This window comes from Escherichia sp. WS568, from assembly GCF_046486085.1.
Taxonomy (GTDB): Bacteria; Pseudomonadota; Gammaproteobacteria; order Enterobacterales; family Enterobacteriaceae; genus Escherichia; species Escherichia coli.
The window spans coordinates 41568-67775 of the sequence record NZ_JBJQMC010000018.1 but is presented as its reverse complement, the minus strand read 5'-3'; the positions used below and the strand labels follow the sequence as shown (position 1 = coordinate 67775).

Here is a 26208-nt window from a genome sequence, read left to right as displayed (position 1 = left end):
AATCAGGTCAGGACACAACGCGTGCGATTATTTGCTCAATTAAGCTGGTATTTCCGTCGGGAATGGCGTCGCTATCTCGGGGCTGTCGCCTTGCTTGTCATTATCGCGATGCTGCAACTGGTTCCGCCAAAAGTGGTTGGTATTGTTGTCGATGGCGTGACAGAACAACACTTTACTACCGGGCAGATCCTGATGTGGATCGCCACCATGGTGCTGATTGCCGTTGTGGTTTATCTCCTGCGTTACGTCTGGCGCGTATTGCTGTTTGGTGCGTCTTATCAACTGGCTGTTGAACTGCGTGAAGATTATTACCGCCAGCTAAGCCGGCAGCATCCTGAGTTTTACCTGCGTCATCGCACGGGTGACCTCATGGCTCGTGCGACCAATGACGTCGATCGCGTCGTGTTTGCCGCCGGAGAAGGGGTGCTGACGCTGGTGGATTCACTGGTAATGGGCTGCGCTGTGTTGATTATGATGTCTACGCAAATTAGCTGGCAGTTGACCTTATTTGCCCTGTTGCCGATGCCAGTGATGGCGATCATGATCAAGCGCAACGGCGATGCCTTGCATGAACGCTTTAAGCTGGCACAGGCGGCGTTTTCCAGTCTTAATGACCGCACCCAGGAAAGCCTCACCAGTATCCGCATGATCAAAGCTTTTGGTCTGGAAGATCGTCAGTCGGCGTTATTTGCCGCGGATGCCGAAGATACCGGCAAAAAAAACATGCGGGTGGCGCGTATTGATGCTCGTTTCGACCCGACCATCTATATCGCGATTGGTATGGCGAACTTGCTGGCGATTGGCGGCGGTAGTTGGATGGTGGTACAGGGCAGTTTAACGCTGGGCCAGCTCACCAGTTTTATGATGTATTTAGGTCTGATGATTTGGCCAATGCTGGCGCTGGCATGGATGTTTAACATTGTGGAACGTGGCAGCGCGGCGTATAGCCGAATTCGTACCATGCTGGCCGAAGCGCCAGTCGTTATTGATGGTAGTGATAAGGTGCCAGAAGGTCGTGGTGAACTGGATGTGAATATTCGCCAGTTTACGTATCCGCAGACTGACCATCCTGCGCTGGAAAACGTCAATTTCGCCCTGAAACCCGGTCAGATGGTAGGTATTTGCGGGCCGACTGGTTCCGGCAAAAGTACCCTGTTGTCGCTCATTCAGCGTCATTTCGACGTCAGCGAGGGGGATATCCGCTTTCATGATATTCCTCTGACGAAGTTACAACTCGATAGCTGGCGTAGCCGCCTGGCGGTAGTTAGCCAGACACCGTTCCTTTTTTCCGACACCGTAGCGAACAACATCGCGTTGGGTTGCCCGAATGCCACCCAGCAAGAGATTGAGCATGTCGCGCGGTTAGCCAGCGTGCATGACGATATTTTGCGTTTACCGCAAGGTTACGATACAGAAGTGGGCGAGCGCGGCGTGATGCTTTCCGGTGGGCAAAAACAGCGTATCTCCATTGCTCGTGCGTTATTAGTCAACGCGGAAATCCTCATCCTTGATGATGCGCTTTCGGCAGTAGACGGACGCACAGAGCACCAGATCCTGCATAACCTGCGCCAGTGGGGGCAGGGAAGGACGGTAATCATCAGTGCCCATCGCCTTTCGGCACTGACGGAAGCCAGTGAAATTATTGTGATGCAGCACGGACATATCGCCCAGCGTGGCAATCATGATGTGCTGGCACAACAAAGCGGCTGGTATCGCGATATGTATCGCTATCAACAACTGGAGGCGGCGCTCGACGACGCTCCGGAAAATCGCGAGGAGGCCGTCGATGCGTAGTTTTAGCCAACTGTGGCCGACTCTCAAGCGTCTGTTAGCGTACGGTTCGCCGTGGCGTAAACCGTTGGGGATTGCGGTCCTGATGATGTGGGTTGCGGCTGCGGCAGAAGTCAGTGGGCCGCTGCTTATCAGCTATTTTATCGACAATATGGTAGCGAAAAATAACCTGCCGTTGAAAGTGGTTGCAGGGCTGGCTGCGGCGTATGTTGGGCTGCAACTGTTTGCCGCCGGGCTACATTACGCGCAGTCGCTGCTGTTTAATCGGGCGGCAGTAGGCGTAGTGCAACAGTTGCGTACCGACGTGATGGATGCTGCGTTACGCCAGCCATTAAGCGAGTTTGATACCCAACCCGTCGGGCAGGTGATTTCCCGCGTCACCAATGACACTGAAGTGATCCGCGATCTCTACGTTACCGTGGTGGCAACTGTCCTGCGTAGCGCCGCACTGGTGGGCGCGATGCTGGTGGCGATGTTCAGCCTCGACTGGCGAATGGCGCTGGTGGCGATAATGATTTTCCCGGTGGTGCTGGTGGTAATGGTGATATACCAGCGTTACAGCACGCCGATTGTCCGTCGTGTGCGCGCCTATCTGGCGGATATCAACGACGGCTTTAACGAAATCATCAATGGCATGAGCGTTATCCAGCAGTTCCGTCAGCAGGCGCGATTTGGCGAACGTATGGGTGAGGCCAGTCGTTCACACTATATGGCGAGGATGCAAACCCTGCGCCTCGACGGTTTTCTGCTGCGTCCGCTGCTGAGTCTGTTTTCATCGCTCATTCTTTGTGGATTGTTGATGCTGTTTGGCTTCTCTGTCAGCGGCACCATTGAAGTGGGCGTACTGTATGCGTTTATCAGCTATCTTGGGCGGCTTAACGAACCCTTAATCGAACTGACCACGCAACAGGCGATGCTGCAACAGGCTGTTGTTGCTGGTGAGCGCGTGTTTGAGCTGATGGACGGACCGCGCCAGCAATATGGCAATGATGATCGCCCGTTGCAGAGCGGCACCATTGAAGTCGATAACGTGTCATTTGCTTATCGCGATGACAATATGGTGCTAAAGAACATTAATCTCTCTGTGCCTTCGCGCAATTTTGTGGCGCTGGTCGGGCATACCGGCAGTGGTAAAAGTACCCTCGCCAGTTTATTGATGGGCTATTACCCGCTAACGGAAGGTGAGATTCGCCTTGATGGTCGTCCATTAAGTTCGTTAAGTCACAGCGCGCTGCGCCAGGGCGTGGCAATGGTGCAGCAAGATCCGGTGGTGCTGGCGGATACCTTCCTCGCCAACGTGACGCTGGGACGTGATATCTCCGAAGAACGCGTCTGGCAGGCGCTGGAAACCGTGCAACTGACGGAGCTGGCGCGTAGCATGAACGACGGTATTTACACGCCGCTTGGCGAGCAGGGGAATAATCTCTCAGTCGGGCAAAAGCAACTGCTGGCACTGGCACGCGTGTTGGTGGAGACGCCGCAAATCCTGATCCTTGATGAGGCAACAGCCAGCATTGACTCCGGTACTGAACAGGCAATTCAACATGCTCTGGCGGCGGTGCGTGAGCATACCACGCTGGTGGTGATTGCTCACCGCTTATCAACTATTGTTGATGCCGACACTATTCTGGTGCTTCATCGTGGGCAAGCCGTGGAGCAGGGCACTCACCAGCAACTGTTGGCGGCCCAGGGACGCTACTGGCAGATGTATCAACTGCAACTTGCGGGCGAAGAGCTGGCAGCCAGCGTGCGTGAAGAGGAATCATTGAGCGCCTGAATAGCGCAATATTTCATCGTTGGTGCAATAATGTAACGCACTGTGCACTGTCATAGTGCGTTTTCATTTTCAATCTTCTTAACTTCCTGCTCTCTTTCTCGTTTTTCATTTCTGGCACACCGCTTGCAATACCTTCTTCGTGTAGCAGAACCATTACCGAATTCTGACCGGAGGGGATCTATGAAGCTGGTGACCGTGATAATCAAACCATTCAAGCTGGAAGACGTTCGTGAAGCGTTATCTTCCATTGGTATTCAGGGCCTGACCGTCACCGAAGTGAAAGGTTTCGGGCGTCAGAAAGGGCATGCCGAGCTGTACCGGGGGGCGGAATACAGCGTCAACTTCCTGCCAAAAGTAAAAATTGATGTGGCGATTGCTGATGACCAACTCGATGAAGTGATTGATATCGTCAGTAAGGCGGCTTACACCGGAAAAATTGGCGACGGCAAAATCTTCGTCGCTGAATTGCAACGCGTCATTCGTATTCGTACCGGCGAAGCCGACGAAGCGGCGCTGTAATCTCTGGCACACAGCAACAGGAACGAAAAATGAAGATAGCGACGATAAAAACTGGGCTTGCTTCACTGGCAATGCTGCCGGGACTGGTAATGGCTGCACCTGCGGTGGCCGATAAAGCCGACAATGCGTTTATGATGATTTGTACTGCGCTGGTGCTGTTTATGACTATTCCGGGGATTGCCCTGTTTTACGGTGGGTTGATTCGCGGCAAAAACGTGCTGTCGATGCTGACGCAGGTGACGGTGACGTTTGCACTGGTCTGTATTCTCTGGGTGGTTTACGGTTACTCGCTGGCGTTTGGTGAGGGAAACAACTTCTTCGGCAACATTAACTGGTTGATGCTGAAAAACATCGAACTGACGGCGGTGATGGGCAGCATTTATCAGTATATCCACGTAGCGTTTCAGGGATCGTTTGCCTGCATTACCGTAGGCTTGATAGTTGGAGCACTGGCGGAACGAATCCGCTTCTCAGCTGTGTTGATTTTCGTGGTGGTATGGCTGACGCTCTCCTACATTCCGATTGCGCATATGGTCTGGGGCGGCGGTTTGCTGGCTTCTCACGGTGCACTGGATTTCGCGGGTGGCACGGTGGTGCACATTAACGCCGCAATCGCCGGTCTGGTGGGCGCGTATCTGATAGGCAAACGCGTGGGCTTCGGCAAAGAGGCGTTTAAACCGCACAACCTGCCGATGGTCTTCACCGGGACTGCCATTCTCTATATCGGTTGGTTTGGCTTTAACGCCGGGTCAGCGGGCACGGCGAATGAAATCGCAGCACTGGCATTTGTGAATACTGTGGTCGCAACGGCGGCAGCAATTCTTGGCTGGATCTTCGGTGAATGGGCGCTGCGCGGTAAGCCTTCACTGCTGGGAGCGTGTTCTGGCGCGATTGCCGGTCTGGTCGGCGTGACGCCAGCCTGTGGCTACATTGGGGTTGGCGGCGCGTTGATTATCGGCGTGGTAGCTGGTCTGGCGGGCTTGTGGGGCGTTACCATGCTCAAACGTTTGCTGCGGGTGGATGATCCCTGCGATGTTTTCGGTGTGCACGGCGTTTGTGGCATTGTCGGCTGTATCATGACCGGGATTTTTGCCGCCAGCTCGCTGGGCGGCGTGGGCTTCGCTGAAGGTGTGACGATGGGCCATCAGTTGCTGGTACAGCTGGAAAGCATCGCCATTACGATCGTCTGGTCCGGTGTGGTGGCGTTTATTGGCTACAAACTGGCGGATCTGACGGTTGGTCTGCGTGTACCGGAAGAACAGGAGCGAGAAGGGCTGGACGTCAACAGCCACGGCGAGAATGCCTATAACGCGTAACAAGCACTGCAAAAAACAGCCGGACGGTTTTCACCTCCGGCTATTTTTTTAATTGTGATTACGCATTACCCCTTCCTGAACGGTCGAGGCAACCAGCACGCCGTCCTGAGTATAAAACTCACCGCGCACAAAGCCGCGTGCGCTGGACGCCGAGGTGCTCTCCACGCTATACAGCAGCCATTCATTCAAATTAAACGGGCGATGGAACCACATGGAATGGTCGATGGTCGCTATCTGAATTCCTGGTTCGAGAAAACCGATGCCGTGCGGCTGTAGAGCTACCGGCAGGAAGTTAAGATCAGAAGCGTAACCGAGCAGATACTGATGAACGCGCAGATCATCCGGCACGCTACCATTTGCGCGGATCCACACCTGACGATGCGGTTCTGCGACGTGCCCTTTCAGTGGGTTATGAAACTCCACCGGACGGACTTCAAGCGGACGATCGCAGATGAATTTATCTTTCAGCACTGGCGGCAGCAGGTGCGCCAGCGATTGGGCGATTTGCGTTTCCGAAGGCAGGCCATCAGGCGCTGGCGCGGACGGCATTGTTTTTTGATGTTCGAAACCCGCTTCTGGTGCCTGGAAAGAGGCCGTCATATAAAAAATCGGTTTGCCGTTTTGAATAGCAGCAACCCGGCGGGCGCTGAAGCTGTTACCGTCACGCAGCGTTTCGACATCATAAATAATCGGTTTCTTACTATCGCCTGGGCGAAGAAAGTAGCTGTGAAACGAATGTACCAGCCGCTCTTCAGGGACGGTCTCTTTTGCAGCATACAAGGCCTGACCCACGACCTGGCCGCCAAACACCTGGCGTAAACCTAAATCTTCACTCTGGCCGCGAAAGAGTCCTTCCTCAATTTTTTCCAGATTTAACAATGTCAGTAAATTTTTTAGCGCCTGACTCATATAACTCTCCAGTAACAAAGCTGCCGCAGCAAGCCAAAGTGAGTTGAGTATAACGCAAATTTGCCACTGGTCCGATGGGTGCAATGGTCTGAATTACGGGCTAATTACAGGCAGAAATGCGTGATGTGTGCCACACTTGTTGACGTTACTATTTTGTTAACCACTCTTCCGGCGAGGAAAGTTAGCCCGCTGGTGCATTGATAATAAGGAGAAGAGAATGAAACTCGTGCACATGGCCAGTGGTTTAGCGGTTGCGATTGCGTTGGCGGCTTGCGCAGATAAAAGCGCGGATATTCAGACGCCAGCACCGGCTGCAAATACGTCTATTTCAGCAACACAACAACCTGCTATCCAGCAACCGAATGTCTCCGGTACCGTTTGGATCCGTCAGAAAGTCGCACTGCCGCCTGATGCCGTGCTGACCGTGACACTTTCTGACGCGTCGTTAGCCGATGCACCGTCAAAAGTGCTGGCGCAGAAAGCGGTGCGTACCGAAGGTAAACAGTCACCATTCAGCTTTGTTCTGCCATTTAACCCGGCAGATGTTCAGCCGAATGCGCGTATTCTGTTGAGTGCGGCGATTACCGTGAATGACAAACTGGTATTTATTACCGATACCGTTCAGCCGGTGATCAACCAGGGCGGAACTAAAGCCGACCTGACATTGGTGCCGGTGCAGCAAACCGCCGTGCCGGTTCAGGCCAGCGGTGGCGCAACGACTACCGTACCTTCGACTTCACCAACTCAGGTGAATCCGTCTTCGGCAGTTCCAGCTCCTACGCAATATTAAGCGCAGTTAACCCTCTCCGCCCGGAGAGGGTTAGTAGTTCCAGCGATAACGCTGCAAGTCGATTTGCCCGCTTCCCGATACCATCACACCTTCTGCCAGTAATGCCTGTCGTTGACGCTGTAAATCCGGTCCGGTTAGCGAAATTGTGCCGTGGCGATTAACCACCCGGTGCCAGGGCAAGGTGCTGCCTTCAGGGAGACGCTTTAACACACCGCCCACCTGGCGCGCGGCGCGGGGCGATCCTGCCAGTTTCGCCACATCACCGTAAGTGGTGACATAGCCTTCGGGAATAGCGGCGACGATTTGCCAGACGCGTTGGGGAAATGAATCTTCTTTTTCCATCTTTTCTTCCTGAGGTAATTTTTCAGCATAATCTGGAAAAACGCCCGAGTGAAGTCGCATTGCGCAAGAAACCAGCATCCGGCACGCAATGGGTTGCAATTAGCTGGGGCAGCAGTGATAATGCGCCTGCGCGTTGGTTCTCAACGCTCTCAATGGGGGCTCTGTTGGTTCTCCCGCAACGCTACTCTGTTTACCAGGTCAGGTCCGGAAGGAAGCAGCCAAGGCAGATGACGCGTGTGCCGGGATGTAGCTGGCAGGGCCCCCACCCATTTCTGCCTCCCACCGTTTCGTCAAAAAATCCCAACATGGCTAAACTTTAACCACAACTGACGTCGCAAGAATTGTCTGGCTGCGCAGTACGCTTCGGAGGTATGTCTGATGAAGTATGTTGATGGTTTTGTTGTTGCCGTTCCTGCCGATAAAAAGGATGCCTATCGGGAAATGGCCGCTAAGGCCGCGCCATTGTTTAAAGAGTTTGGCGCGCTTCGTATTGTCGAATGCTGGGCCAGCGATGTACCGGATGGCAAAGTGACCGATTTTCGTATGGCGGTAAAAGCTGAAGAGAATGAAGAGGTTGTCTTTAGCTGGATTGAATACCCTTCAAAAGAGGTCCGCGACGCTGCTAATCAAAAGATGATGTCGGACCCACGGATGAAAGAGTTCGGCGAGTCCATGCCGTTTGACGGCAAGCGAATGATCTATGGTGGATTCGAATCAATCATCGACGAGTAGGTAGCGGACGGGCTGTGCGGCGTGCCGTCAGCCCTAAAATTCACAAATGTTGCTCGGCCCAGCGTAAGAAATCCTCTTTCGGTAATGCCTTGCTGTAGAGCCAGCCCTGGCCGTAGTGCACGCTATGCTGACGTAGCCACTCTTCTTGTTTACTGGTTTCGATTCCCTCCGCTACCATTTTCAGTTTCAGTGTTTTTGCCATTTCGATGATATGTGGCGTGACATTTTTATATTCCAGCGCATCAACGAAAGATTTATCGATCTTCAGAATGTCGACATCCAGATCCTGTAAATAGCTTAAACTTGAATACCCCGTACCAAAATCATCGAGATAAATTTCATGGCCCGCCTCCCGGTAGCGAGAAATTATCGGGGCGCTGGTTTTCGGATCGGCAAACTCGCGTTCAGTGAGTTCAAGCGCGATCTGTCTGGGATTAACCTGATAGTGATTGATCATTTCACGCAGCAATTGCGGGATTTTTTCCGAGGTGAGCACGGTGGATTCAAGATTGATCGAAATATGCTGCTGCGGATGCTGACGCAGCCAGTCGCCCATATCTTCAAAGACACTTTTTATAATCAGTAGCGTCAACGGCTCAGAAAGCCCCGTTTGCTGTGCCAGCGGAATAAAACTATCTGGTGACAACCAACTACCGTCTGTCTGCGGCCAGCGCGCCAGTGCCTCAGCACCGACAATTTTGCCATTGGCTAAGGAGACAATCGGCTGATAGTGCACGCAAATATCACGATTTTCGATAGCATCCTGCAGCCGATGATGCGGTGACTGGATACGGCGCAAAATACGCAGCACAAACATCGCTGCCAGCAGGCCAATCACCAACCCGAACGGTAACCAAATAAAGACTTGCCGATGCCAGCCTTTCTGCAACATTTTCGTTGAAGCCCAGGTGATGATCGAAATATTCATCTCCGGTAAGGGCAGGATATCGTAAATGATTCCATTATTTTCGATATGCTCACCGGGTGTTTTTTGTAGTCTGGTAATAATTCCCTGAGCAATTTCATCACTGCTGGTTATCACAACGTTATGGGCATTGCCAATAATGGCGGCATCAATTTGCCATGAGCTATAGGGAATGACATCAATAAAGGAAGCGGGGTCGATCATGACGACATAATGTGCCGTTCCCATGGCGACCATGTAACGGATAATGCCTAAATCGTTATGCGATGTTAACCAGACACGATAACCATCTTTCGAAATTTTACCTGGCTCGGGGAAGGTATCGGGCGGGCTTTCATGCTCCAGAGACGAACACTGGGGAACGTTGTTATCGATATAAACCACTTCCTGAATATAGCGATAACTGTAAGATACCCGACGCATTTCCATGAGATGGGCTTCGCTACAGGCAGCGCCTTGCCATCTTTCCAGCTCTTGCAGCGCATCTTTCCCTTGTGTCGCCACCTTATTGGCCCGAATAGCGACGCGGGAGGAATACGTATTCAGCTCTTCAATAAATGATGTTTCTACCTGCTGATGGGCCAGCCAGATGCTTAAGCCGACAGGCAGCAATACTGAAAGAATCAGTACTCCCGAAATAAGGCCGACCAGATGTCGTGTTCTCACCAGCATATCCTTATTAACACAGTGTAGGGAAAGTATATCTGATTGTGGAAAAAGGCTGGCAGGAGATAAGGAGGTAGAGCCGGGATTTCATGAAGTGATGGGTGGAAACGAACGTTGTCATTTGACCAGGCGCAGAGCTTTACGCCTGGTATGTAACCCTAACTTAAGATGTTGATTCGGCGCGAGCGAGGGTAAAAATATCGTAAAAAGACAGTTCACCTTTACGGACGATCATTTTTTGCAGTTGTTCTTTATGAACATCCGCGACACGCGGAGAGTTCAAGATGGCTTCAACCAGCGCGGCAGGTACAAAGCGCGTGTTGTACCATTCGCCGTTATAGCAAACGCGGAAATCCAGCACGTCGATATCTTCATAGCGGTAGCGTGGGTAGACATCGAAAAAGAAGAAACCATTTAGCAGGATAAATAATACCACCAGTAGCCAGACAGAGCCTGAAAGCGTTTCGGACTGCAACATCACCGCCAGGGTGGCAAAAAAAGCAACATACATACCGATAAATAGCCCCGGATGTTTACGGATAAAACTGATACTAAAGCGGGGTTTGTTGTCGCGTTTTTCGCGGGTATTCAGAGACTCAATCGTTTCGGTCAGCAGGCGTTGTATTTCGGTCATCGTTTGCCTTCGTGGTATCTGCAACTTTCCAGGGAACACCCTATTTTAACGTGGGAATAGTAGAGGGAAAGTAACAGATTTGCCACGATTTTGCATAACAGTTGCGAAAAACTGGTTACAATTTTTTAATTATTCTGGCTGGATTACCGCCCACGACAACGTTGTCCGGGACATCTTTTGTGACAACTGCACCTGAGGCTACCACGACGTTATCACCAATGGTCACACCAGGGTTAATGATCGCGCGTCCGCCAATCCAGACGTTATTACCGATGGTGACGGGTTTCCCCAGTTCAGCACCGCTATTACGTGCTACAGGGTCGATGGGATGTGTTGCCGTGTAGATATGAACGCCTGGTGCCAACATACAGTTATCACCGATGCGAATAGGGCAGACATCAAGCATCACGCAATCGAAGTTGGCGAAAAAATTATTGCCGAGAAAAATGTTATAGCCATAATCACAGCGAAACGTTGGCTCAATATAAGCCTCTGTCACCTGACCGAATAAATCAGCGAGAATTTGCTGGCGTAATGTGTGCTCTTCCGCCAGGGAATGATTGTATCGGTGAATAAGCTGACGAGCGCGCAGGCGATCGCGAGATAACGTCTCATCTGCCGAGCGATACAACTCACCAGCAATCATCTTTTCTTTTTCTGTGCTCATTACTGACCTCCGGTTGCTGAAAATGCGGCAACACAGTAAGACGAAAAGTCAGTGAAGAGAACGTTCCCATTACGTCTGTGTGATGAAGATCACATAGGGTATGCCTTCATGGCGATAAAGTATAAAATTCTTAATAAACAGCTGGTTATAGCTCCGAAAGCCAATTATTTATTAGCGAATAAATTTCCATACTGAGGAAGGGATCTTGTCGTACAGTTTATTCATAGTCAATTCGGCGAGGCGGTGATCTGCGGCTGAGTAAAATACCGCCAGTTCATTATCTGATAATTCGTATTTATTTTTCTCGATAACACGCTCCAGCGTGTCAATTGTCTGGCAACGACGTAAACGCATTAAATAATCGGTTTTCGTTAAAGGTTTTTCGGACATACTTCTACCCATGGTTGTAATAATTCTAACAAGATAAACTCGCAGGATTCTCTTTCGTCGCATTGACAAAACAACGGAATAGTCGATTACCTGACTTCCGCCATTTTTGGAGATCCTGCATATTAATACCATAACTGCTGAACAACATAAAGGTGTCATCCAGATATTCGTCGATCTGCTCAATGAGCTTATTGTCTTCATTATACTTAATTTTGTAATTAAGTGCGAAAGTCGCAATATGCTCAATCAGTTCATTCAACTGGAGGTTGATCGCCGAGGTTGGGTCGTTAACCCAGCCATGATTGCTTTCTTCAAGGTTTGCAAGACAGTCATGATACAGGGTTTCACAGAGAAACTTAAGCTGTGCGATATCATGTCTTTTGGGTGAGTATTCATCCATAACTCGTCCCCTTCTTAGCGGTTGAACTAACGGACACCTTTCGGGATGGAAAAAACTTACTGACCTGGACTTGCCCTCTCGTTTGTTAGCTTAACTATAAGCCACTCTTTGCAGGTTTTCATCGCATTATTACGAAAAATTACAATTAGGAAGGAAGCGGGACAGGACTTACTTTTTCATACTAGCACTAACCCGCAGCAGGTAAAAGCAGTTTGCTCGAACTGTTCATAACATTTCAGGATTATCGCCAGATGAAATTGGTAACACTAATACCAGGATTGCTCTGAATATGACGTAATAACCGAGGAATGAATAAAGAATTACCGCAAATAATTAAGAATAGCCTCTAAATGATTATGGATTATTAAATCTATTAGCGCTACTTAATATAAATTAACTAACAATCAGTATTTTTTATGAATTTTATACGTGTTTAATACTGGTTTTCGTATGAGATCCTGAGTTGGTGGTTCAATGACTCCTTAATGTTCGTAGGTTATGCATAAAAAAGGCCGCTTGCGCGGCCTTAGTGATTACACGTTGTATCAATGATGATCGACAGTATGGCTGTGCTCGATATCTTCATTCTTGCGGCTAAAGCGGCGGCGAACCACCACAAAGAATACCGGAACGAAGAAGATTGCCAGTACCGTTGCGGTCACCATCCCGCCCATTACACCGGTACCTACTGCGTTCTGCGCGCCGGAACCAGCACCAGTACTGATAACCAGCGGCATAACGCCGAGGATAAACGCCAGCGAGGTCATCAGGATTGGGCGTAAACGCATCCGCACCGCATCAAGCGTCGCTTCAATCAGACCTTTACCTTCTTTATCCATCAAGTCTTTGGCGAATTCGACGATAAGTATCGCGTTCTTCGCCGACAACCCAATGGTTGTGAGCAGGCCTACCTGGAAGTAAACGTCATTGGTCAGGCCACGGAAGGTGGCAGCCAGCAACGCACCGATAACCCCCAGCGGAACGACCAGCATAACGGAGAACGGAATCGACCAGCTCTCGTACAGCGCCGCCAGACACAGGAACACGACAATCAACGAAATCGCGTACAGTGAAGGTGCCTGGTTGCCGGAGAGACGTTCCTGATAGGACATCCCCGTCCAGTCATAGCCAACACCGGTAGGCAGTTTGCTCGCCAGTTGTTCCATCAGCTCCATTGCTTCACCGGTACTTTTACCCGGTGCCGCCTGGCCTAAGATTTCCATGGATGGCAGGCCGTTGTAACGTTCCAGACGCGGCGAACCGTACTCCCAACGAGAAGAGGAGAACGCCGAGAACGGCACCATCTGACCATCAGCAGCACGAACATACCAGTCGCCGATATCATCCGGCAGCATACGGTATTTCGCTTCTGACATGACGTAAACTTTCTTCACACGACCGCGGTCGATAAAGTCGTTCACATAGCTACCGCCCCATGCAGCGCCCAGAGTGGTGTTAATGTCGTTGATAGAAACACCCAGCGCCTGCGCTTTTTCCTGGTCGATATCAATCTTAAACTGCGGGGTATCTTCCAGACCGTTTGGACGTACGCTGGTCAACATATCAGGGTGCTTCGCTGCTTCTGCAAGCAGCTGGTTACGCGCCTGAGTCAGTTTTTCGTGACCAAGGCCAGCCTGGTCAATCAGCTCAAAGTCAAAGCCGGTTGCAGTACCCAGTTCCACGATTGCGGGCAGGTTAAAGGCGAAAACCATCGCATCTTTGATTTGCGAGAAAGCGCGTGTTGCACGCATGGTAATCGCTTCAACTTTGTTTTCTTCGCCCGGACGATCGGCCCAGTCCTTCAAGGAAACGAACGCAATACCGGTATTCTGACCACGTCCCGCAAAGCCGAAGCCGTTAACGGCGAACACCGACTCAACGTTGTTCTTTTCTTTGGTCAGATAGTAATGCGTTACCTCATTGAGCACTTTCTGCGTACGTTCCTGCGTTGCACCTGCTGGCAGCTGAACCATGGTCATAAATACGCCCTGGTCTTCATCTGGCAAGAAGGAGCTTGGCAGACGCACGAACAGATAGGCCATGCCGACCACGATGATCAGATACAGCACCAGGTAACGCCCTGTACTGCGCAGAATACCGCCTACGCTGTCGGTGTAGTGGTGCGTGCTCTTTTCGAACATGCGGTTAAACCAGCCGAAGAAGCCTTTTTTACCTTCCCCGTGATCGCCTTTGGCAATCGGTTTCAGCATGGTGGCACAAAGAGCCGGAGTCAGGATCAACGCCACCAGTACTGACAGCGCCATTGCTGAAACAATGGTAATAGAGAACTGACGATAAATAGCACCGGTAGAACCGCCAAAGAAGGCCATCGGTACGAATACCGCCGACAGTACCATCGCGATACCGACCAGAGCGCCCTGAATCTGCCCCATCGACTTACGGGTAGCTTCTTTTGGCGGCAAACCTTCTTCCGCCATAACACGCTCAACGTTTTCTACCACAACGATGGCGTCATCCACCAACAGGCCGATGGCGAGCACCATCCCGAACATTGTTAGCGTGTTTATCGAGAAGCCAAAGGCGGCAAGGACGGCAAAGGTCCCCAGCAATACCACCGGTACGGCAATGGTCGGAATCAACGTCGCGCGGAAGTTCTGCAGGAACAGATACATAACCAGGAACACGAGGATGATCGCTTCGACCAGCGTTTTAACCACTTCGTGAATAGAGATTTTCACGAACGGCGTGGTGTCGTACGGGTAAACAATTTTCAGACCCGACGGGAAGAACGGTTCCATCTTCGCCAGTTCAGCACGGATTGCCGCAGCGGTATCCAGCGCGTTTGCACCGGTCGCCAGCTTGATCCCCAGACCGGAAGCCGGTTGGCCGTTAAACTCTGCGATGATGTCGTAGTTCTCACCACCCAGCTCAATTTTCGCCACATCACGCAGCAGCACGCGGGAACCATCCTGATTCACTTTCAGCAGGATTTTGCCGAACTCTTCAGTAGAGGTCAGACGCGTCTGAGCAATAATAGAGGCGTTAAGCTGTTGGCCTTTCACCGGCGGCGTACCACCGAGCTGACCAGCTGCAACCTGGGCGTTCTGTGCTTTGATGGCGGTAATGACATCAACCGGCGTTAGCTGGAATTTGTTCAGTTCATTCGGGTTCATCCAGATACGCATCGCGTACTGTGAACCGAACAACTGAACGTCACCCACGCCCGACGTACGGCTGATGGCATCTTTCATATTCGCCGCCACGTAGTCGGAGATATCCTCCTGCGTCATGGTGCCATCGGTGTTGATAACGCCGACAACCATCAGGAAGCTGCTGGATGATTTCTCAACGCTCACCCCTTGCTGCTGAACTTCTTGCGGCAGCAACGGCATCGCCAGCTGCAGTTTGTTCTGCACCTGAACCTGCGCGATATCCGCATCAGTACCAGACTCAAAGGTCAGGGTGATCTGCACGGTACCCGTGGAGTCACTGTTAGAGGACATGTACATCAGGTTATCGATACCGTTCATATTCTGTTCGATAACCTGTGTCACCGTGTCCTGCACTGTTTTCGCATCAGCGCCAGGGTAGGAGGCGGAGATCGTTACTGCCGGCGGTGCAATCGTAGGATATTGCGCCACCGGCAGTTTGAGGATCGCCAGCCCCCCTGCCAACATGATGATAATGGCGATCACCCACGCAAAAATCGGGCGATCGATAAAGAAATTAGGCATGTCTTAACGGCTCCTGTTTAAGTTAAGACTTGGACTGTTCAGGCTGAGCACCGCTTGCGGCTTGCTGGTTATTATCAGCGGTAACTTCTTGTGCTTTTACCTGGACACCAGGACGCACTTTCTGCAGCCCACTTATTACTACGCGATCGCCTGCTTTCAGACCTTCTGTCACCAGCCACTTATCGCCGATAGCCTGGCTTGCAACGATCGGACGGGTTTCCACTTTGTCATCCGCGCCAACCACCAGTACGGTGGCATCGCCACGCGGCGTACGGGTTACGCCCTGTTGCGGGACTAAAATAGCGTTTGGATTAAGCCCTTCTTCCAGACGCGCACGTACGAACATACCCGGCAGCAGAGTGTGATCCGGGTTCGGGAAGATAGCGCGTAGGGTGATAGACCCGGTGGTCTGATCAACGGTAACGTCAGAGAATTCCAGCGTACCGTCCTGCGGGAACTTAATGCCGTCACTGGTGATCAGCGACACTTTGGCTTTGCCGTTCTCTTGTTTCAGCGTGCCATTTGCCAGTTCCTGTTTCAGGCGCAGGAAGTCGTTGCTGGACTGGGTCACATCAACGTAGATCGGATCAAGTTGCTGCACGGTTGCCAGCGCAGTCGCCTGACCGTTCTGTACCAATGCGCCTTCTGTCACGTTCGACTTACCAATGCGACCGCTAATCGGCGAGGTGACTTTGGTGTAAGCCAGATTGATCCGCGCAGTTTCAACGGCAGCTTTCGCCGCAGTGACCGCAGCATTCGCCTGTTGCGCATCAGCCAGAGCCTGATCGTACTCTTGCTTACTGATGTACTGAGTACCGAGCAATTTCTGATAACGATTCACCGTCAATTGCGCGATATTGGCTGCAGCCTGGGCTTTCGCCAGATCACCTTTCGCACTGTCGTATGCCGCCTGATAGGTCGCAGGATCAATCTGATAGAGAGAGACACCTGCTTCGATGTCGCTACCTTCTTTGAAATTACGCTTCAGGATAATCCCGCTAACTTGAGGACGAACTTCTGCGATCCGGTAGGCACTGGTGCGACCCGGAAGCTCGGTTGTGATCTGCAGAGGTTCAGTTTTGACTGTTACTACGCCAACGGCGGGCATCTGCTGGCCACCTTGTTGGGCCTGTTTGTCGTCACATCCTGTTAGGGCTAAGCTGCCTGAGAGCATCAGAACGACCGCCAGAGGCGTAAACCCTCTGTTTTTGTTCATATGTAAACCTCGAGTGTCCGATTTCAAATTGGTCAATGGTCAAAAGTTAATAAACCCATTGCTGCGTTTATATTATCGTCGTGCTATGGTACATACATTCACAAATGTATGTAAATCTAACGCCTGTAAATTCACGAACATATGGCACGAAAAACCAAACAAGAAGCGCAAGAAACGCGCCAACACATCCTCGATGTGGCTCTACGTCTTTTCTCACAGCAGGGGGTATCATCCACCTCGCTGGGCGAGATTGCAAAAGCAGCTGGCGTTACGCGCGGTGCAATCTACTGGCATTTTAAAGACAAGTCGGATTTGTTCAGTGAGATCTGGGAACTGTCAGAATCCAATATTGGTGAACTAGAGCTTGAGTATCAGGCAAAATTCCCTGGCGATCCACTCTCAGTATTAAGAGAGATATTAATTCATGTTCTTGAATCCACGGTGACAGAAGAACGGCGTCGATTATTGATGGAGATTATATTCCACAAATGCGAATTTGTCGGAGAAATGGCTGTTGTGCAACAGGCACAACGTAATCTCTGTCTGGAAAGTTATGACCGTATAGAACAAACGTTAAAACATTGTATTGAAGCGAAAATGTTGCCTGCGGATTTAATGACGCGTCGCGCAGCAATTATTATGCGCGGCTATATTTCCGGCCTGATGGAAAACTGGCTCTTTGCCCCGCAATCTTTTGATCTTAAAAAAGAAGCCCGCGATTACGTCGCCATCTTACTGGAGATGTATCTCCTGTGCCCCACGCTTCGTAATCCTGCCACTAACGAATAACCCTGAATCTGACTCCAGGATTTTTCCTGGACATTTTCGTCGTTGCTATTCTGGTTCACTGCGTCGTGATATTCTTGCGGTTTGACTTTTTCAGGTCGTTCTTCAGGTTCAGAAACCTTCATTCATCATGACTATGTTCCAGTATTACAAACGATCACGGCATTTTGTTTTTTCAGCATTTATTGCTTTTGTTTTTGTCTTGTTATGCCAGAACACGGCGTTTGCGCGGGCGTCATCGAATGGTGATCTGCCGACAAAAGCGGACCTGCAGGCACAACTTGACTCACTGAATAAACAAAAAGATCTTTCTGCTCAGGACAAACTGGTGCAGCAGGATCTGACAGATACATTAGCCACCCTCGATAAAATCGATCGCGTAAAAGAAGAGACAGTTCAGCTACGGCAAAAAGTCGCTGAAGCGCCGGAAAAAATGCGTCAGGCGACCGCAGCGTTAACAGCACTTAGCGATGTCGATAATGACGAAGAAACGCGCAAAATTCTGAGCACGCTTTCGTTGCGCCAGCTGGAAACTCGCGTTGCCCAGGCGCTGGACGATTTGCAAAACGCACAAAACGATCTGGCGTCTTATAACAGCCAGCTGGTTTCGTTACAGACGCAGCCCGAACGCGTGCAAAATGCGATGTATAACGCTTCGCAGCAGCTGCAACAAATTCGCAGTCGTCTGGATGGGACTGATGTCGGCGAGACTGCCTTACGTCCCAGCCAGAAAGTGTTAATGCAGGCCCAGCAGGCGTTGCTGAATGCGGAGATTGACCAGCAGCGTAAAAGCCTGGAAGGAAACACAGTCTTACAGGATACCTTGCAAAAGCAACGGGATTACGTGACGGCGAACAGCGCCCGTCTGGAGCACCAGTTGCAGCTGTTGCAAGAAGCGGTAAACAGCAAGCGCCTGACTTTAACCGAACAAACGGCGCAGGAGGCCGTCTCCCCGGATGAAGCCGCGCGTATTCAGGCTAATCCGCTGGTGAAGCAGGAACTGGAAATTAACCAGCAGTTAAGTCAGCGTCTGATTACCGCGACTGAAAACGGTAATCAGTTGATGCAGCAAAACATTAAAGTCAAAAACTGGCTGGAGCGGGCGCTGCAATCGGAACGCAATATTAAAGAGCAGATTGCCGTCCTGAAGGGCAGCCTGCTGTTGTCTCGTATCCTTTACCAGCAACAACAAACGCTGCCCTCGGCGGATGAACTGGAAAACATGACCAACCGCATCGCGGATTTGCGTCTCGAACAGTTTGAAGTTAACCAGCAGCGTGATGCACTCTTCCAGAGCGATGCGTTCGTCAACAAACTGGAAGAAGGTCACACCAACGAAGTCAACAGCGAAGTTCACGATGCATTATTGCAAGTGGTTGATATGCGTCGCGAATTGCTGGATCAGCTTAACAAACAGTTGGGTAACCAATTGATGATGGCCATTAACCTGCAAATCAACCAGCAGCAGTTAATGAGTGTGTCGAAAAACCTGAAATCCATCCTGACTCAGCAAATCTTTTGGGTGAACAGTAACCGTCCAATGGACTGGAACTGGATCAAAGCGTTCCCGCAAAGCCTGAAAGATGAATTTAAGTCGATGAAAATCACGGTGAACTGGGAAAAAGCCTGGCCTGCCGTTTTTATCGCTTTCCTCGCTGGTTTGCCGCTGCTGTTGATTGCCGGGCTGATCCACTGGCGTCTGGGCTGGCTGAAAGCGTATCAACAAAAACTGGCTTCCGCTGTGGGTTCCCTGCGTAACGACAGCCAGCTCAACACACCAAAAGCGATCCTTATCGACCTGATCCGTGCGCTGCCGGTGTGCCTGATTATTCTCGCGGTTGGCCTGATTCTGTTGACCATGCAGCTCAACATCAGCGAACTGCTATGGTCGTTCAGTAAAAAACTGGCGATTTTCTGGCTGGTGTTTGGCCTGTGCTGGAAAGTGTTGGAGAAAAACGGCGTTGCCGTGCGTCACTTCGGCATGCCGGAACAGCAGACCAGCCACTGGCGTCGGCAAATTGTCCGCATCAGTCTCGCATTGCTGCCTATCCATTTCTGGTCTGTGGTGGCAGAACTTTCCCCGCTGCATCTGATGGATGATGTGCTGGGGCAGGCGATGATTTTCTTCAACTTGCTGCTGATTGCCTTCCTGGTGTGGCCGATGTGCCGCGAAAGCTGGCGTGATAAAGAGTCGCACACCATGCGACTGGTCACCATTACCGTACTGTCGATTATCCCGATTGCGTTGATGGTGCTGACCGCCACGGGTTATTTCTACACCACGCTGCGCCTCTCCGGGCGTTGGATTGAAACCGTTTATTTGGTGATCATCTGGAACCTGCTGTACCAGACGGTATTGCGCGGCTTAAGCGTAGCGGCGCGGCGTATCGCCTGGCGTCGTGCGCTGGCGCGTCGGCAGAATCTGGTGAAAGAGGGCGCAGAAGGTGCCGAACCGCCGGAAGAACCCACCATTGCACTGGAGCAAGTTAACCAGCAGACGCTGCGTATTACCATGTTGCTGATGTTTGCGCTGTTCGGTGTCATGTTCTGGGCAATTTGGTCCGATTTGATCACCGTGTTCAGCTATCTCGACAGCATTACGCTCTGGCATTACAACGGTACTGAAGCTGGTGCTGCGGTGGTGAAAAACGTCACCATGGGCAGTCTGTTGTTTGCGATTATCGCCTCAATGGTGGCCTGGGCGTTGATTCGCAACCTGCCTGGTTTGCTGGAAGTGCTGGTGCTCTCGCGATTGAATATGCGCCAGGGCGCGTCGTATGCCATTACTACCATCCTTAACTACATCATTATTGCCGTTGGTGCGATGACGGTGTTCGGATCGCTGGGCGTCTCTTGGGATAAACTCCAGTGGCTGGCGGCAGCATTATCCGTAGGTCTTGGTTTTGGTTTACAAGAAATTTTCGGTAACTTCGTCTCCGGTTTGATCATTCTGTTCGAACGTCCGGTGCGCATTGGCGATACGGTAACCATTGGTAGCTTCTCGGGGACGGTAAGTAAGATCCGTATTCGTGCGACAACGATTACCGATTTCGATCGCAAAGAAGTGATCATCCCGAACAAAGCGTTTGTTACCGAGCGTCTGATCAACTGGTCGTTGACTGACACGACTACGCGTCTGGTGATCCGTCTCGGCGTGGCCTATGGCTCCGATCTGGAAAAAGTGCGTAAAGTATTACTGAAGGCGGCGACTGAGCACCCAAGGGTGATGCACGAACCAATGCCGGAAGTCTTCTTTACGGCGTTTGGTGCCAGCACGTTGGATCATGAGCTGCGTCTGTATGTGCGTGAACTGCGTGACCGTAGCCGTACTGTCGATGAGCTGAACCGTACTATCGATCAGCTGTGCCGTGAAAACGACATCAACATTGCCTTTAACCAGCTTGAAGTGCATCTGCACAACGAGAAGGGCGATGAGGTGACGGAAGTCAAACGCGACTACAAAGGCGACGATCCGACACCAGCGGTAGGGTAATAACCAAAGGGGGCGACATTTAGTTGCCCCGAGATTACTGACAAAGTGCGCGTTGTTCATGCCGGATGCGGCGTGACCGCCTTATCCGGCCTACGAAACCGCAAGAATTCAATATATTGCAGGAGCGGTGTAGGCCTGATAAGCGTAGCGCATCAGGCAGTTTTGCGTTTGCCCGCAATCTTAGGGGACATTTAGCGACCCCATTTATTTCTCACTTTTCCGCCTCATCATCGCTCTGTAACTTCTTTTCATAATCACGCTTTACAATATCCAGCGCGCGCAGCACGGTGCGGGCTGGGATCTGATTTTCTTCCAGCAGTACAATCAAATCGACAGCCAGTTTGACATCGTCAGGGGCATTTTCCAGTGACATACTTTCTCCATTGCTAGCGGGTTAAACGCGCTAGCCTGTTTTCGATTTTATCCAGCGCATGGCGGCAGCGTGCCAGGCGCGCTTCATAGGCTTCCACTTCACGATGCAGCGTTTGCTGTTCCACGAGATCGGTCACCCGCGCCAGGCGGGCTCGACGTTCGGCAACCATCTCACGTAGCCGCCGCTCAAAATCCTGATGCTGAATACGTTTACGCTGCCAGCGGGCAATTTTCGGTGGCGCACTGTCCCACTCGCGTAGCGACCAGGCTGTGGCTTCACGCGCTATAGCCTCCAGTTGCGCCGCCAGATGTTCCGCCAGCCAGGCCACTTGCGGCAGTTGCTGTTGCTCAACGGCATGACGAAGCGCAGACAGATTATCGCCCGCCTCATCGAGACAAGCCTGTAGTGTTGTCGCACGGGTCTGAAAAAGGTGCCTGTCAAAACGGGCACTTAGCGTGGCAAATTGCGCTACCGGGGCACAACGCTGACGCAGCGTGGCGAGCTGTCCTTCCAGTTTTTCCAGCAGCAGGGCGGTTTTCACGATAAGACCTCAATGAAAATGATAATTGTTATGCTAAAGTAGCAACTCTGTAAGCTGACAACACTCAATATGCAACGAATCATTTTAATCATCATTGGCTGGCTGGCGGTAGTGCTGGGTACGCTGGGCGTGGTATTACCGGTATTACCGACGACGCCGTTTATCCTGCTGGCGGCCTGGTGCTTTGCCCGTTCTTCCCCGCGCTTTCACGCCTGGTTGCTGTACCGCTCATGGTTTGGCAGCTATCTACGTTTCTGGCAGAAACATCATGCGATGCCGCGCGGCGTCAAACCGCGGGCGATTTTGCTTATTTTGCTCACGTTTGCCATTTCTCTGTGGTTCGTCCAGATGCCATGGGTGCGCATCATGTTGCTGGTAATTCTCGCCTGTTTGCTTTTTTATATGTGGCGAATTCCGGTGATTGATGAAAAGCAAGAAAAGCACTGAAGCACAACAATCGCAGTTGCAATTATTGCGTACAGCCAGTACATTCTGGCGTTTTCGAGCACAGGCGCAGGCGGTCAAAGGTTAAACAACTGTTACTTTTGATACGTTTAAAACGCGCCGTGAGTACCACCGTAACAAGCAGGCATACACTTATGACCGCGACTGCACAGCAGCTTGAGTATCTCAAAAATAGCATCAAAAGCATTCAGGACTACCCAAAACCCGGCATTCTTTTCCGTGATGTCACCAGCTTACTGGAAGACCCGAAAGCTTACGCTCTCAGCATCGACTTGCTGGTTGAGCGTTACAAAAATGCGGGCATTACCAAAGTTGTCGGCACCGAAGCGCGTGGCTTCTTGTTTGGCGCTCCGGTAGCTCTGGGTCTGGGCGTTGGCTTTGTACCGGTCCGTAAACCGGGCAAACTGCCGCGTGAAACCATCAGTGAAACTTACGACCTGGAATACGGCACCGATCAGCTGGAAATCCACGTTGATGCCATCAAACCGGGCGACAAAGTTCTGGTGGTGGACGATCTGCTGGCAACCGGCGGCACTATCGAAGCGACCGTTAAACTGATCCGTCGTCTGGGTGGTGAAGTAGCTGACGCTGCGTTCATTATCAACCTGTTCGATCTCGGCGGCGAGCAGCGTCTCGAAAAACAGGGCATTACCAGCTACAGCCTTGTCCCGTTCCCGGGCCATTAATTATCGCCAGTCTTGTGCTGCCCACGCTACGGACAGCACAAGATGTGCATTCAGCCTCGCCGTTCTGACGGGGCTGTGTTAGCATTACCCCCTCGTGAATCCACCTTCCAGCGTTTCAGAGCCTGCCAATGAGTTATCAGGTCTTAGCCCGAAAATGGCGCCCACAAACCTTTGCTGACGTCGTCGGCCAGGAACATGTGCTGACCGCACTGGCGAACGGCTTGTCGTTAGGGCGTATTCATCATGCTTATCTTTTTTCCGGTACCCGTGGCGTCGGAAAAACCTCTATCGCCCGACTGCTGGCGAAGGGGCTAAACTGCGAAACCGGCATTACCGCGACGCCGTGCGGCGTGTGCGATAACTGTCGTGAAATCGAGCAGGGGCGCTTTGTCGATCTGATTGAAATCGACGCCGCCTCGCGTACTAAAGTTGAAGACACTCGCGACCTGCTGGATAACGTCCAGTACGCTCCGGCGCGTGGTCGTTTCAAAGTTTATCTCATCGACGAAGTGCATATGCTGTCGCGCCACAGCTTTAACGCACTGTTAAAAACCCTTGAAGAGCCGCCGGAGCACGTTAAGTTTCTGCTGGCGACGACCGATCCGCAGAAATTGCCGGTGACGATTTTGTCGCGCTGTCTGCAATTCCATCTCAAGGCGCTGGATGTCGAGCAAATTCGCCATCAGCTTGAGCACATCCTCAACGAAGAACATATCGCTCACGAGCCGCGGGCGTTGCAATTACTGGCGCGCGCCGCTGAAGGCAGCTTGCGAGATGCCTTAAGTCTGACCGACCAGGCGATTGCCAGCGGTGACGGCCAGGTTTCAACCCAGGCCGTCAGTGCGATGCTGGGTACGCTTGACGACGATCAGGCGTTGTCGCTGGTTGAAGCGATGGTCGAGGCCAACGGCGAGCGCGTAATGGCGCTAATTAATGAAGCTGCTGCCCGTGGTATCGAGTGGGAAGCGTTGCTGGTGGAAATGCTCGGTTTGTTGCATCGTATTGCGATGGTACAACTTTCGCCTGCTGCACTTGGCAACGACATGGCCGCCATCGAGCTGCGGATGCGTGAACTGGCGCGTACCATACCGCCGACGGATATTCAGCTTTACTATCAAACGCTGTTGATTGGTCGCAAAGAATTACCGTATGCGCCGGACCGCCGCATGGGCGTTGAGATGACGCTGCTGCGCGCGCTGGCGTTCCATCCGCGTATGCCTCTGCCTGAGCCAGAAGTGCCACGCCAGTCCTTTGCGCCCGTTGCGCCAACGGCAGTAATGACGCCAACCCAGGTGCCGCCGCAACCGCAATCAGCGCCGCAGCAGGCACCGACTGTACCGCTCCCGGAAACCACCAGCCAGGTGCTGGCGGCGCGCCAGCAGTTGCAGCGCGTGCAGGGAGCAACCAAAGCAAAAAAGAGTGAACCGGCAGCCGCTACCCGCGCGCGGCCGGTGAATAACGCTGCGCTGGAAAGACTGGCTTCGGTCACCGATCGCGTTCAGGCGCGCCCGGTGCCATCGGCGCTGGAAAAAGCGCCAGCCAAAAAAGAAGCGTATCGCTGGAAGGCGACCACTCCAGTGATGCAGCAAAAAGAAGTGGTCGCCACGCCGAAGGCGCTGAAAAAAGCGCTGGAACATGAAAAAACGCCGGAACTGGCGGCGAAGCTGGCGGCAGAAGCCATTGAGCGCGACCCGTGGGCGGCTCAGGTGAGTCAACTTTCGCTACCAAAACTGGTCGAACAGGTGGCGTTAAATGCCTGGAAAGAGGAGAGCGACAACGCAGTATGTCTGCATTTGCGCTCCTCTCAGCGGCATTTGAACAACCGCGGCGCACAGCAAAAACTGGCTGAAGCGTTGAGCACGTTAAAAGGTTCAACGGTTGAACTGACTATCGTTGAAGATGATAATCCCGCGGTGCGTACGCCGCTGGAATGGCGTCAGGCGATATACGAAGAAAAACTTGCGCAGGCGCGCGAGTCCATTATTGCGGATAATAATATTCAGACCCTGCGTCGATTCTTCGATGCGGAGCTGGATGAAGAAAGTATCCGCCCCATTTGATCGTAAGCACAGCTTACGTTCGTCATCCTTAACGTGATTGAGAGAGAAACCTATGTTTGGTAAAGGCGGTCTGGGTAACCTGATGAAGCAAGCCCAGCAGATGCAAGAAAAAATGCAGAAAATGCAGGAAGAGATCGCGCAGCTGGAAGTCACCGGCGAATCTGGCGCAGGTCTGGTAAAAGTGACCATCAACGGTGCACACAACTGCCGTCGCGTAGAGATCGACCCGAGCCTGCTGGAAGACGACAAAGAGATGCTGGAGGACCTGGTGGCTGCAGCATTCAACGACGCAGCACGTCGTATTGAAGAAACGCAGAAAGAAAAAATGGCCTCTGTATCCTCCGGAATGCAGCTGCCGCCTGGCTTTAAGATGCCGTTCTGATGCAAACCAGCCCGCTGTTAACACAGCTTATGGAAGCACTGCGCTGTCTGCCGGGCGTTGGCCCGAAGTCGGCGCAGCGTATGGCGTTCACGCTGCTTCAGCGCGATCGTAGCGGCGGGATGCGTCTGGCGCAGGCGCTCACCCGGGCGATGTCGGAAATCGGCCACTGCGCCGATTGCCGCACCTTCACCGAACAGGAAGTCTGTAACATCTGTTCGAATCCGCGTCGTCAGGAAAACGGTCAAATCTGCGTGGTGGAGAGTCCGGCGGACATTTACGCCATTGAGCAGACGGGGCAGTTTTCAGGTCGTTATTTTGTGTTGATGGGGCATCTGTCACCGCTGGACGGCATCGGTCCGGATGATATCGGCCTTGATCGTCTGGAACAGCGTCTGGCAGAGGAAAAAATCACTGAAGTGATCCTCGCCACCAATCCCACGGTTGAAGGTGAAGCTACCGCTAACTACATTGCCGAGCTTTGTGCGCAATATGACGTGGAAGCCAGCCGAATCGCTCATGGCGTACCGGTTGGCGGCGAACTGGAAATGGTCGATGGCACCACGCTGTCACACTCCCTTGCCGGGCGTCATAAGATTCGTTTTTAAGCAAACGAGAGCAGGATCACCTGCTCTCGCTTGAAATTATTCTCCCTT

General features: G+C 52.0%; 24 protein-coding genes, 1 other RNA gene and 1 other annotated feature. Of the genes, 14 read left to right on the top strand and 11 right to left on the bottom strand.

Translation table 11 applies throughout. From position 1 onward, the window contains the following. The first annotated feature begins 21 nt into the window (after positions 1–21). The 4 genes from ACJHWR_RS18435 to amtB all read left to right on the top strand — a co-directional run bounded on the left by ACJHWR_RS18435 (position 22) and on the right by amtB (position 5403). Positions 22–1794 (top strand): SmdA family multidrug ABC transporter permease/ATP-binding protein, encoded by a 1773-nt coding sequence (locus ACJHWR_RS18435; protein ID WP_001235636.1) that lies wholly within the window; start codon positions 22–24, stop codon positions 1792–1794. Continuing rightward, positions 1787–3568 carry a SmdB family multidrug efflux ABC transporter permease/ATP-binding protein gene (locus ACJHWR_RS18430; RefSeq protein WP_001256220.1) on the top strand — a complete coding sequence of 594 codons (1782 nt, stop codon included), beginning with the start codon at positions 1787–1789 and terminating at the stop codon, positions 3566–3568. Before ACJHWR_RS18435 ends, ACJHWR_RS18430 begins: the two co-directional genes overlap by 8 nt. A 180-nt stretch (positions 3569–3748) precedes the next feature. After that, on the top strand, positions 3749–4087 hold the full coding sequence (gene glnK / locus ACJHWR_RS18425) for a P-II family nitrogen regulator (protein ID WP_000780338.1): 339 nt from the start codon (positions 3749–3751) through the stop codon (positions 4085–4087). A gap of 29 nt (positions 4088–4116) precedes the next feature. Further along, a complete protein-coding gene (gene amtB / locus ACJHWR_RS18420) occupies positions 4117–5403 on the top strand; it encodes an ammonium transporter AmtB (protein WP_000685029.1) in 1287 nt (428 codons plus the stop codon). A gap of 48 nt (positions 5404–5451) precedes the next feature. Here amtB and tesB read toward each other — a convergent pair whose 3' ends face one another. Continuing rightward, positions 5452–6312 (bottom strand): acyl-CoA thioesterase II, encoded by an 861-nt coding sequence (tesB, locus tag ACJHWR_RS18415; protein WP_000075876.1) that lies wholly within the window; start codon positions 6310–6312, stop codon positions 5452–5454. Positions 6313–6529: 217 nt separating this feature from the next. On the opposite strand from tesB, the gene ACJHWR_RS18410 reads away from it, so the two are divergent. Continuing rightward, positions 6530–7102, top strand: coding sequence for a YbaY family lipoprotein (locus ACJHWR_RS18410; protein ID WP_000779831.1), 573 nt, complete (start codon positions 6530–6532; stop codon positions 7100–7102). A 30-nt stretch (positions 7103–7132) separates the two neighbouring features. Here ACJHWR_RS18410 and ACJHWR_RS18405 read toward each other — a convergent pair whose 3' ends face one another. After that, entirely contained in the window at positions 7133–7444 is a 312-nt protein-coding gene (locus tag ACJHWR_RS18405; protein ID WP_000409911.1) for an MGMT family protein, read from the bottom strand. A gap of 162 nt (positions 7445–7606) precedes the next feature. Here ACJHWR_RS18405 and ffs point away from each other — a divergent pair. Further along, positions 7607–7703, top strand: an RNA gene (gene ffs, locus ACJHWR_RS18400) — signal recognition particle sRNA small type. A gap of 119 nt (positions 7704–7822) precedes the next feature. Then, entirely contained in the window at positions 7823–8176 is a 354-nt protein-coding gene (locus ACJHWR_RS18395; protein ID WP_000878140.1) for a DUF1428 domain-containing protein, read from the top strand. A 40-nt stretch (positions 8177–8216) separates the two neighbouring features. Here the strand turns inward: ACJHWR_RS18395 and pdeB are convergent, their stop codons facing one another. The 7 genes from pdeB to acrA form a co-directional block, all read right to left on the bottom strand. Continuing rightward, positions 8217–9767, bottom strand: coding sequence for a cyclic-guanylate-specific phosphodiesterase PdeB (gene pdeB / locus ACJHWR_RS18390; RefSeq protein ID WP_012311818.1), 1551 nt, complete (start codon positions 9765–9767; stop codon positions 8217–8219). A gap of 163 nt (positions 9768–9930) precedes the next feature. Next, complete coding sequence (locus ACJHWR_RS18385) at positions 9931–10401, bottom strand: YlaC family protein (protein ID WP_000136192.1); 471 nt, start codon at positions 10399–10401, stop codon at positions 9931–9933. Between the two features lie 115 nt (positions 10402–10516). Next, positions 10517–11068, bottom strand: a complete 552-nt coding sequence (maa, locus tag ACJHWR_RS18380; protein ID WP_000102561.1) for a maltose O-acetyltransferase — start codon at positions 11066–11068, stop codon at positions 10517–10519. Between the two features lie 171 nt (positions 11069–11239). Next, a complete protein-coding gene (locus tag ACJHWR_RS18375; RefSeq protein WP_001291435.1) occupies positions 11240–11458 on the bottom strand; it encodes an HHA domain-containing protein in 219 nt (72 codons plus the stop codon). A gap of 25 nt (positions 11459–11483) precedes the next feature. Beyond that, positions 11484–11858, bottom strand: coding sequence for an Hha toxicity modulator TomB (tomB, locus tag ACJHWR_RS18370; protein ID WP_000344800.1), 375 nt, complete (start codon positions 11856–11858; stop codon positions 11484–11486). A 545-nt stretch (positions 11859–12403) separates the two neighbouring features. Further along, positions 12404–15553, bottom strand: coding sequence for an efflux RND transporter permease AcrB (acrB, locus tag ACJHWR_RS18365; protein WP_001132469.1), 3150 nt, complete (start codon positions 15551–15553; stop codon positions 12404–12406). A 22-nt stretch (positions 15554–15575) separates the two neighbouring features. Continuing rightward, positions 15576–16769: a multidrug efflux RND transporter periplasmic adaptor subunit AcrA gene (gene acrA / locus ACJHWR_RS18360; protein ID WP_001295833.1), complete on the bottom strand. Its 1194-nt coding sequence runs from the start codon at positions 16767–16769 to the stop codon at positions 15576–15578. Positions 16770–16910: 141 nt separating this feature from the next. On the opposite strand from acrA, the gene acrR reads away from it, so the two are divergent. Together acrR and mscK are read left to right on the top strand one after the other, a co-directional pair. Next, positions 16911–17558 (top strand): multidrug efflux transporter transcriptional repressor AcrR, encoded by a 648-nt coding sequence (acrR, locus tag ACJHWR_RS18355; protein ID WP_000101737.1) that lies wholly within the window; start codon positions 16911–16913, stop codon positions 17556–17558. 127 nt (positions 17559–17685) lie between these two features. Next, positions 17686–21048 carry a mechanosensitive channel MscK gene (gene mscK, locus ACJHWR_RS18350; RefSeq protein ID WP_000177751.1) on the top strand — a complete coding sequence of 1121 codons (3363 nt, stop codon included), beginning with the start codon at positions 17686–17688 and terminating at the stop codon, positions 21046–21048. Between the two features lie 211 nt (positions 21049–21259). Here the strand turns inward: mscK and rsmS are convergent, their stop codons facing one another. Beyond that, positions 21260–21421 carry a pleiotropic regulatory protein RsmS gene (gene rsmS, locus ACJHWR_RS18345; protein WP_000051142.1) on the bottom strand — a complete coding sequence of 54 codons (162 nt, stop codon included), beginning with the start codon at positions 21419–21421 and terminating at the stop codon, positions 21260–21262. Positions 21422–21434: 13 nt separating this feature from the next. Next, positions 21435–21962 carry a primosomal replication protein N'' gene (priC, locus tag ACJHWR_RS18340; RefSeq protein ID WP_000844860.1) on the bottom strand — a complete coding sequence of 176 codons (528 nt, stop codon included), beginning with the start codon at positions 21960–21962 and terminating at the stop codon, positions 21435–21437. 69 nt (positions 21963–22031) lie between these two features. Here priC and ACJHWR_RS18335 point away from each other — a divergent pair, with 69 nt between their 5' ends. The 5 genes from ACJHWR_RS18335 to recR all read left to right on the top strand — a co-directional run bounded on the left by ACJHWR_RS18335 (position 22032) and on the right by recR (position 26160). After that, on the top strand, positions 22032–22409 hold the full coding sequence (locus tag ACJHWR_RS18335) for a DUF454 family protein (protein ID WP_001188905.1): 378 nt from the start codon (positions 22032–22034) through the stop codon (positions 22407–22409). 152 nt (positions 22410–22561) lie between these two features. Next, on the top strand, positions 22562–23113 hold the full coding sequence (gene apt / locus ACJHWR_RS18330; RefSeq protein ID WP_000127356.1) for an adenine phosphoribosyltransferase: 552 nt from the start codon (positions 22562–22564) through the stop codon (positions 23111–23113). 128 nt (positions 23114–23241) lie between these two features. Then, positions 23242–25173, top strand: a complete 1932-nt coding sequence (gene dnaX, locus ACJHWR_RS18325) for a DNA polymerase III subunit gamma/tau (protein ID WP_000122015.1) — start codon at positions 23242–23244, stop codon at positions 25171–25173. Beyond that, positions 24506–24570 (top strand) — a sequence feature (DnaX frameshifting element). (Overlaps the previous gene by 65 nt.) 52 nt (positions 25174–25225) lie before the next feature. Continuing rightward, positions 25226–25555 carry a YbaB/EbfC family nucleoid-associated protein gene (locus ACJHWR_RS18320; RefSeq protein WP_000467098.1) on the top strand — a complete coding sequence of 110 codons (330 nt, stop codon included), beginning with the start codon at positions 25226–25228 and terminating at the stop codon, positions 25553–25555. Then, positions 25555–26160: a recombination mediator RecR gene (recR, locus tag ACJHWR_RS18315; protein WP_001195025.1), complete on the top strand. Its 606-nt coding sequence runs from the start codon at positions 25555–25557 to the stop codon at positions 26158–26160. Before ACJHWR_RS18320 ends, recR begins: the two co-directional genes overlap by 1 nt. Positions 26161–26208: the final 48 nt, after the last annotated feature.

Bases quoted from the DNA above. Each gene is read 5' to 3' on its own strand.
- ACJHWR_RS18430 (WP_001256220.1), top strand. From the start codon at position 1,787: ATGCGTAGTTTTAGCCAACTGTGGCCGACTCTCAAGCGTCTGTTAGCG.
- glnK (WP_000780338.1), top strand. From the start codon at position 3,749: ATGAAGCTGGTGACCGTGATAATCAAACCATTCAAGCTGGAAGACGTT.
- amtB (WP_000685029.1), top strand. From the start codon at position 4,117: ATGAAGATAGCGACGATAAAAACTGGGCTTGCTTCACTGGCAATGCTG.
- tesB (WP_000075876.1), bottom strand. From the start codon at position 6,312: ATGAGTCAGGCGCTAAAAAATTTACTGACATTGTTAAATCTGGAAAAA.
- ACJHWR_RS18410 (WP_000779831.1), top strand. From the start codon at position 6,530: ATGAAACTCGTGCACATGGCCAGTGGTTTAGCGGTTGCGATTGCGTTG.
- ACJHWR_RS18405 (WP_000409911.1), bottom strand. From the start codon at position 7,444: ATGGAAAAAGAAGATTCATTTCCCCAACGCGTCTGGCAAATCGTCGCC.
- ACJHWR_RS18395 (WP_000878140.1), top strand. From the start codon at position 7,823: ATGAAGTATGTTGATGGTTTTGTTGTTGCCGTTCCTGCCGATAAAAAG.
- ACJHWR_RS18385 (WP_000136192.1), bottom strand. From the start codon at position 10,401: ATGACCGAAATACAACGCCTGCTGACCGAAACGATTGAGTCTCTGAAT.
- maa (WP_000102561.1), bottom strand. From the start codon at position 11,068: ATGAGCACAGAAAAAGAAAAGATGATTGCTGGTGAGTTGTATCGCTCG.
- ACJHWR_RS18375 (WP_001291435.1), bottom strand. From the start codon at position 11,458: ATGTCCGAAAAACCTTTAACGAAAACCGATTATTTAATGCGTTTACGT.
- tomB (WP_000344800.1), bottom strand. From the start codon at position 11,858: ATGGATGAATACTCACCCAAAAGACATGATATCGCACAGCTTAAGTTT.
- acrB (WP_001132469.1), bottom strand. From the start codon at position 15,553: ATGCCTAATTTCTTTATCGATCGCCCGATTTTTGCGTGGGTGATCGCC.
- acrA (WP_001295833.1), bottom strand. From the start codon at position 16,769: ATGAACAAAAACAGAGGGTTTACGCCTCTGGCGGTCGTTCTGATGCTC.
- acrR (WP_000101737.1), top strand. From the start codon at position 16,911: ATGGCACGAAAAACCAAACAAGAAGCGCAAGAAACGCGCCAACACATC.
- mscK (WP_000177751.1), top strand. From the start codon at position 17,686: ATGACTATGTTCCAGTATTACAAACGATCACGGCATTTTGTTTTTTCA.
- rsmS (WP_000051142.1), bottom strand. From the start codon at position 21,421: ATGTCACTGGAAAATGCCCCTGACGATGTCAAACTGGCTGTCGATTTG.
- ACJHWR_RS18335 (WP_001188905.1), top strand. From the start codon at position 22,032: ATGCAACGAATCATTTTAATCATCATTGGCTGGCTGGCGGTAGTGCTG.
- apt (WP_000127356.1), top strand. From the start codon at position 22,562: ATGACCGCGACTGCACAGCAGCTTGAGTATCTCAAAAATAGCATCAAA.
- dnaX (WP_000122015.1), top strand. From the start codon at position 23,242: ATGAGTTATCAGGTCTTAGCCCGAAAATGGCGCCCACAAACCTTTGCT.
- ACJHWR_RS18320 (WP_000467098.1), top strand. From the start codon at position 25,226: ATGTTTGGTAAAGGCGGTCTGGGTAACCTGATGAAGCAAGCCCAGCAG.
- recR (WP_001195025.1), top strand. From the start codon at position 25,555: ATGCAAACCAGCCCGCTGTTAACACAGCTTATGGAAGCACTGCGCTGT.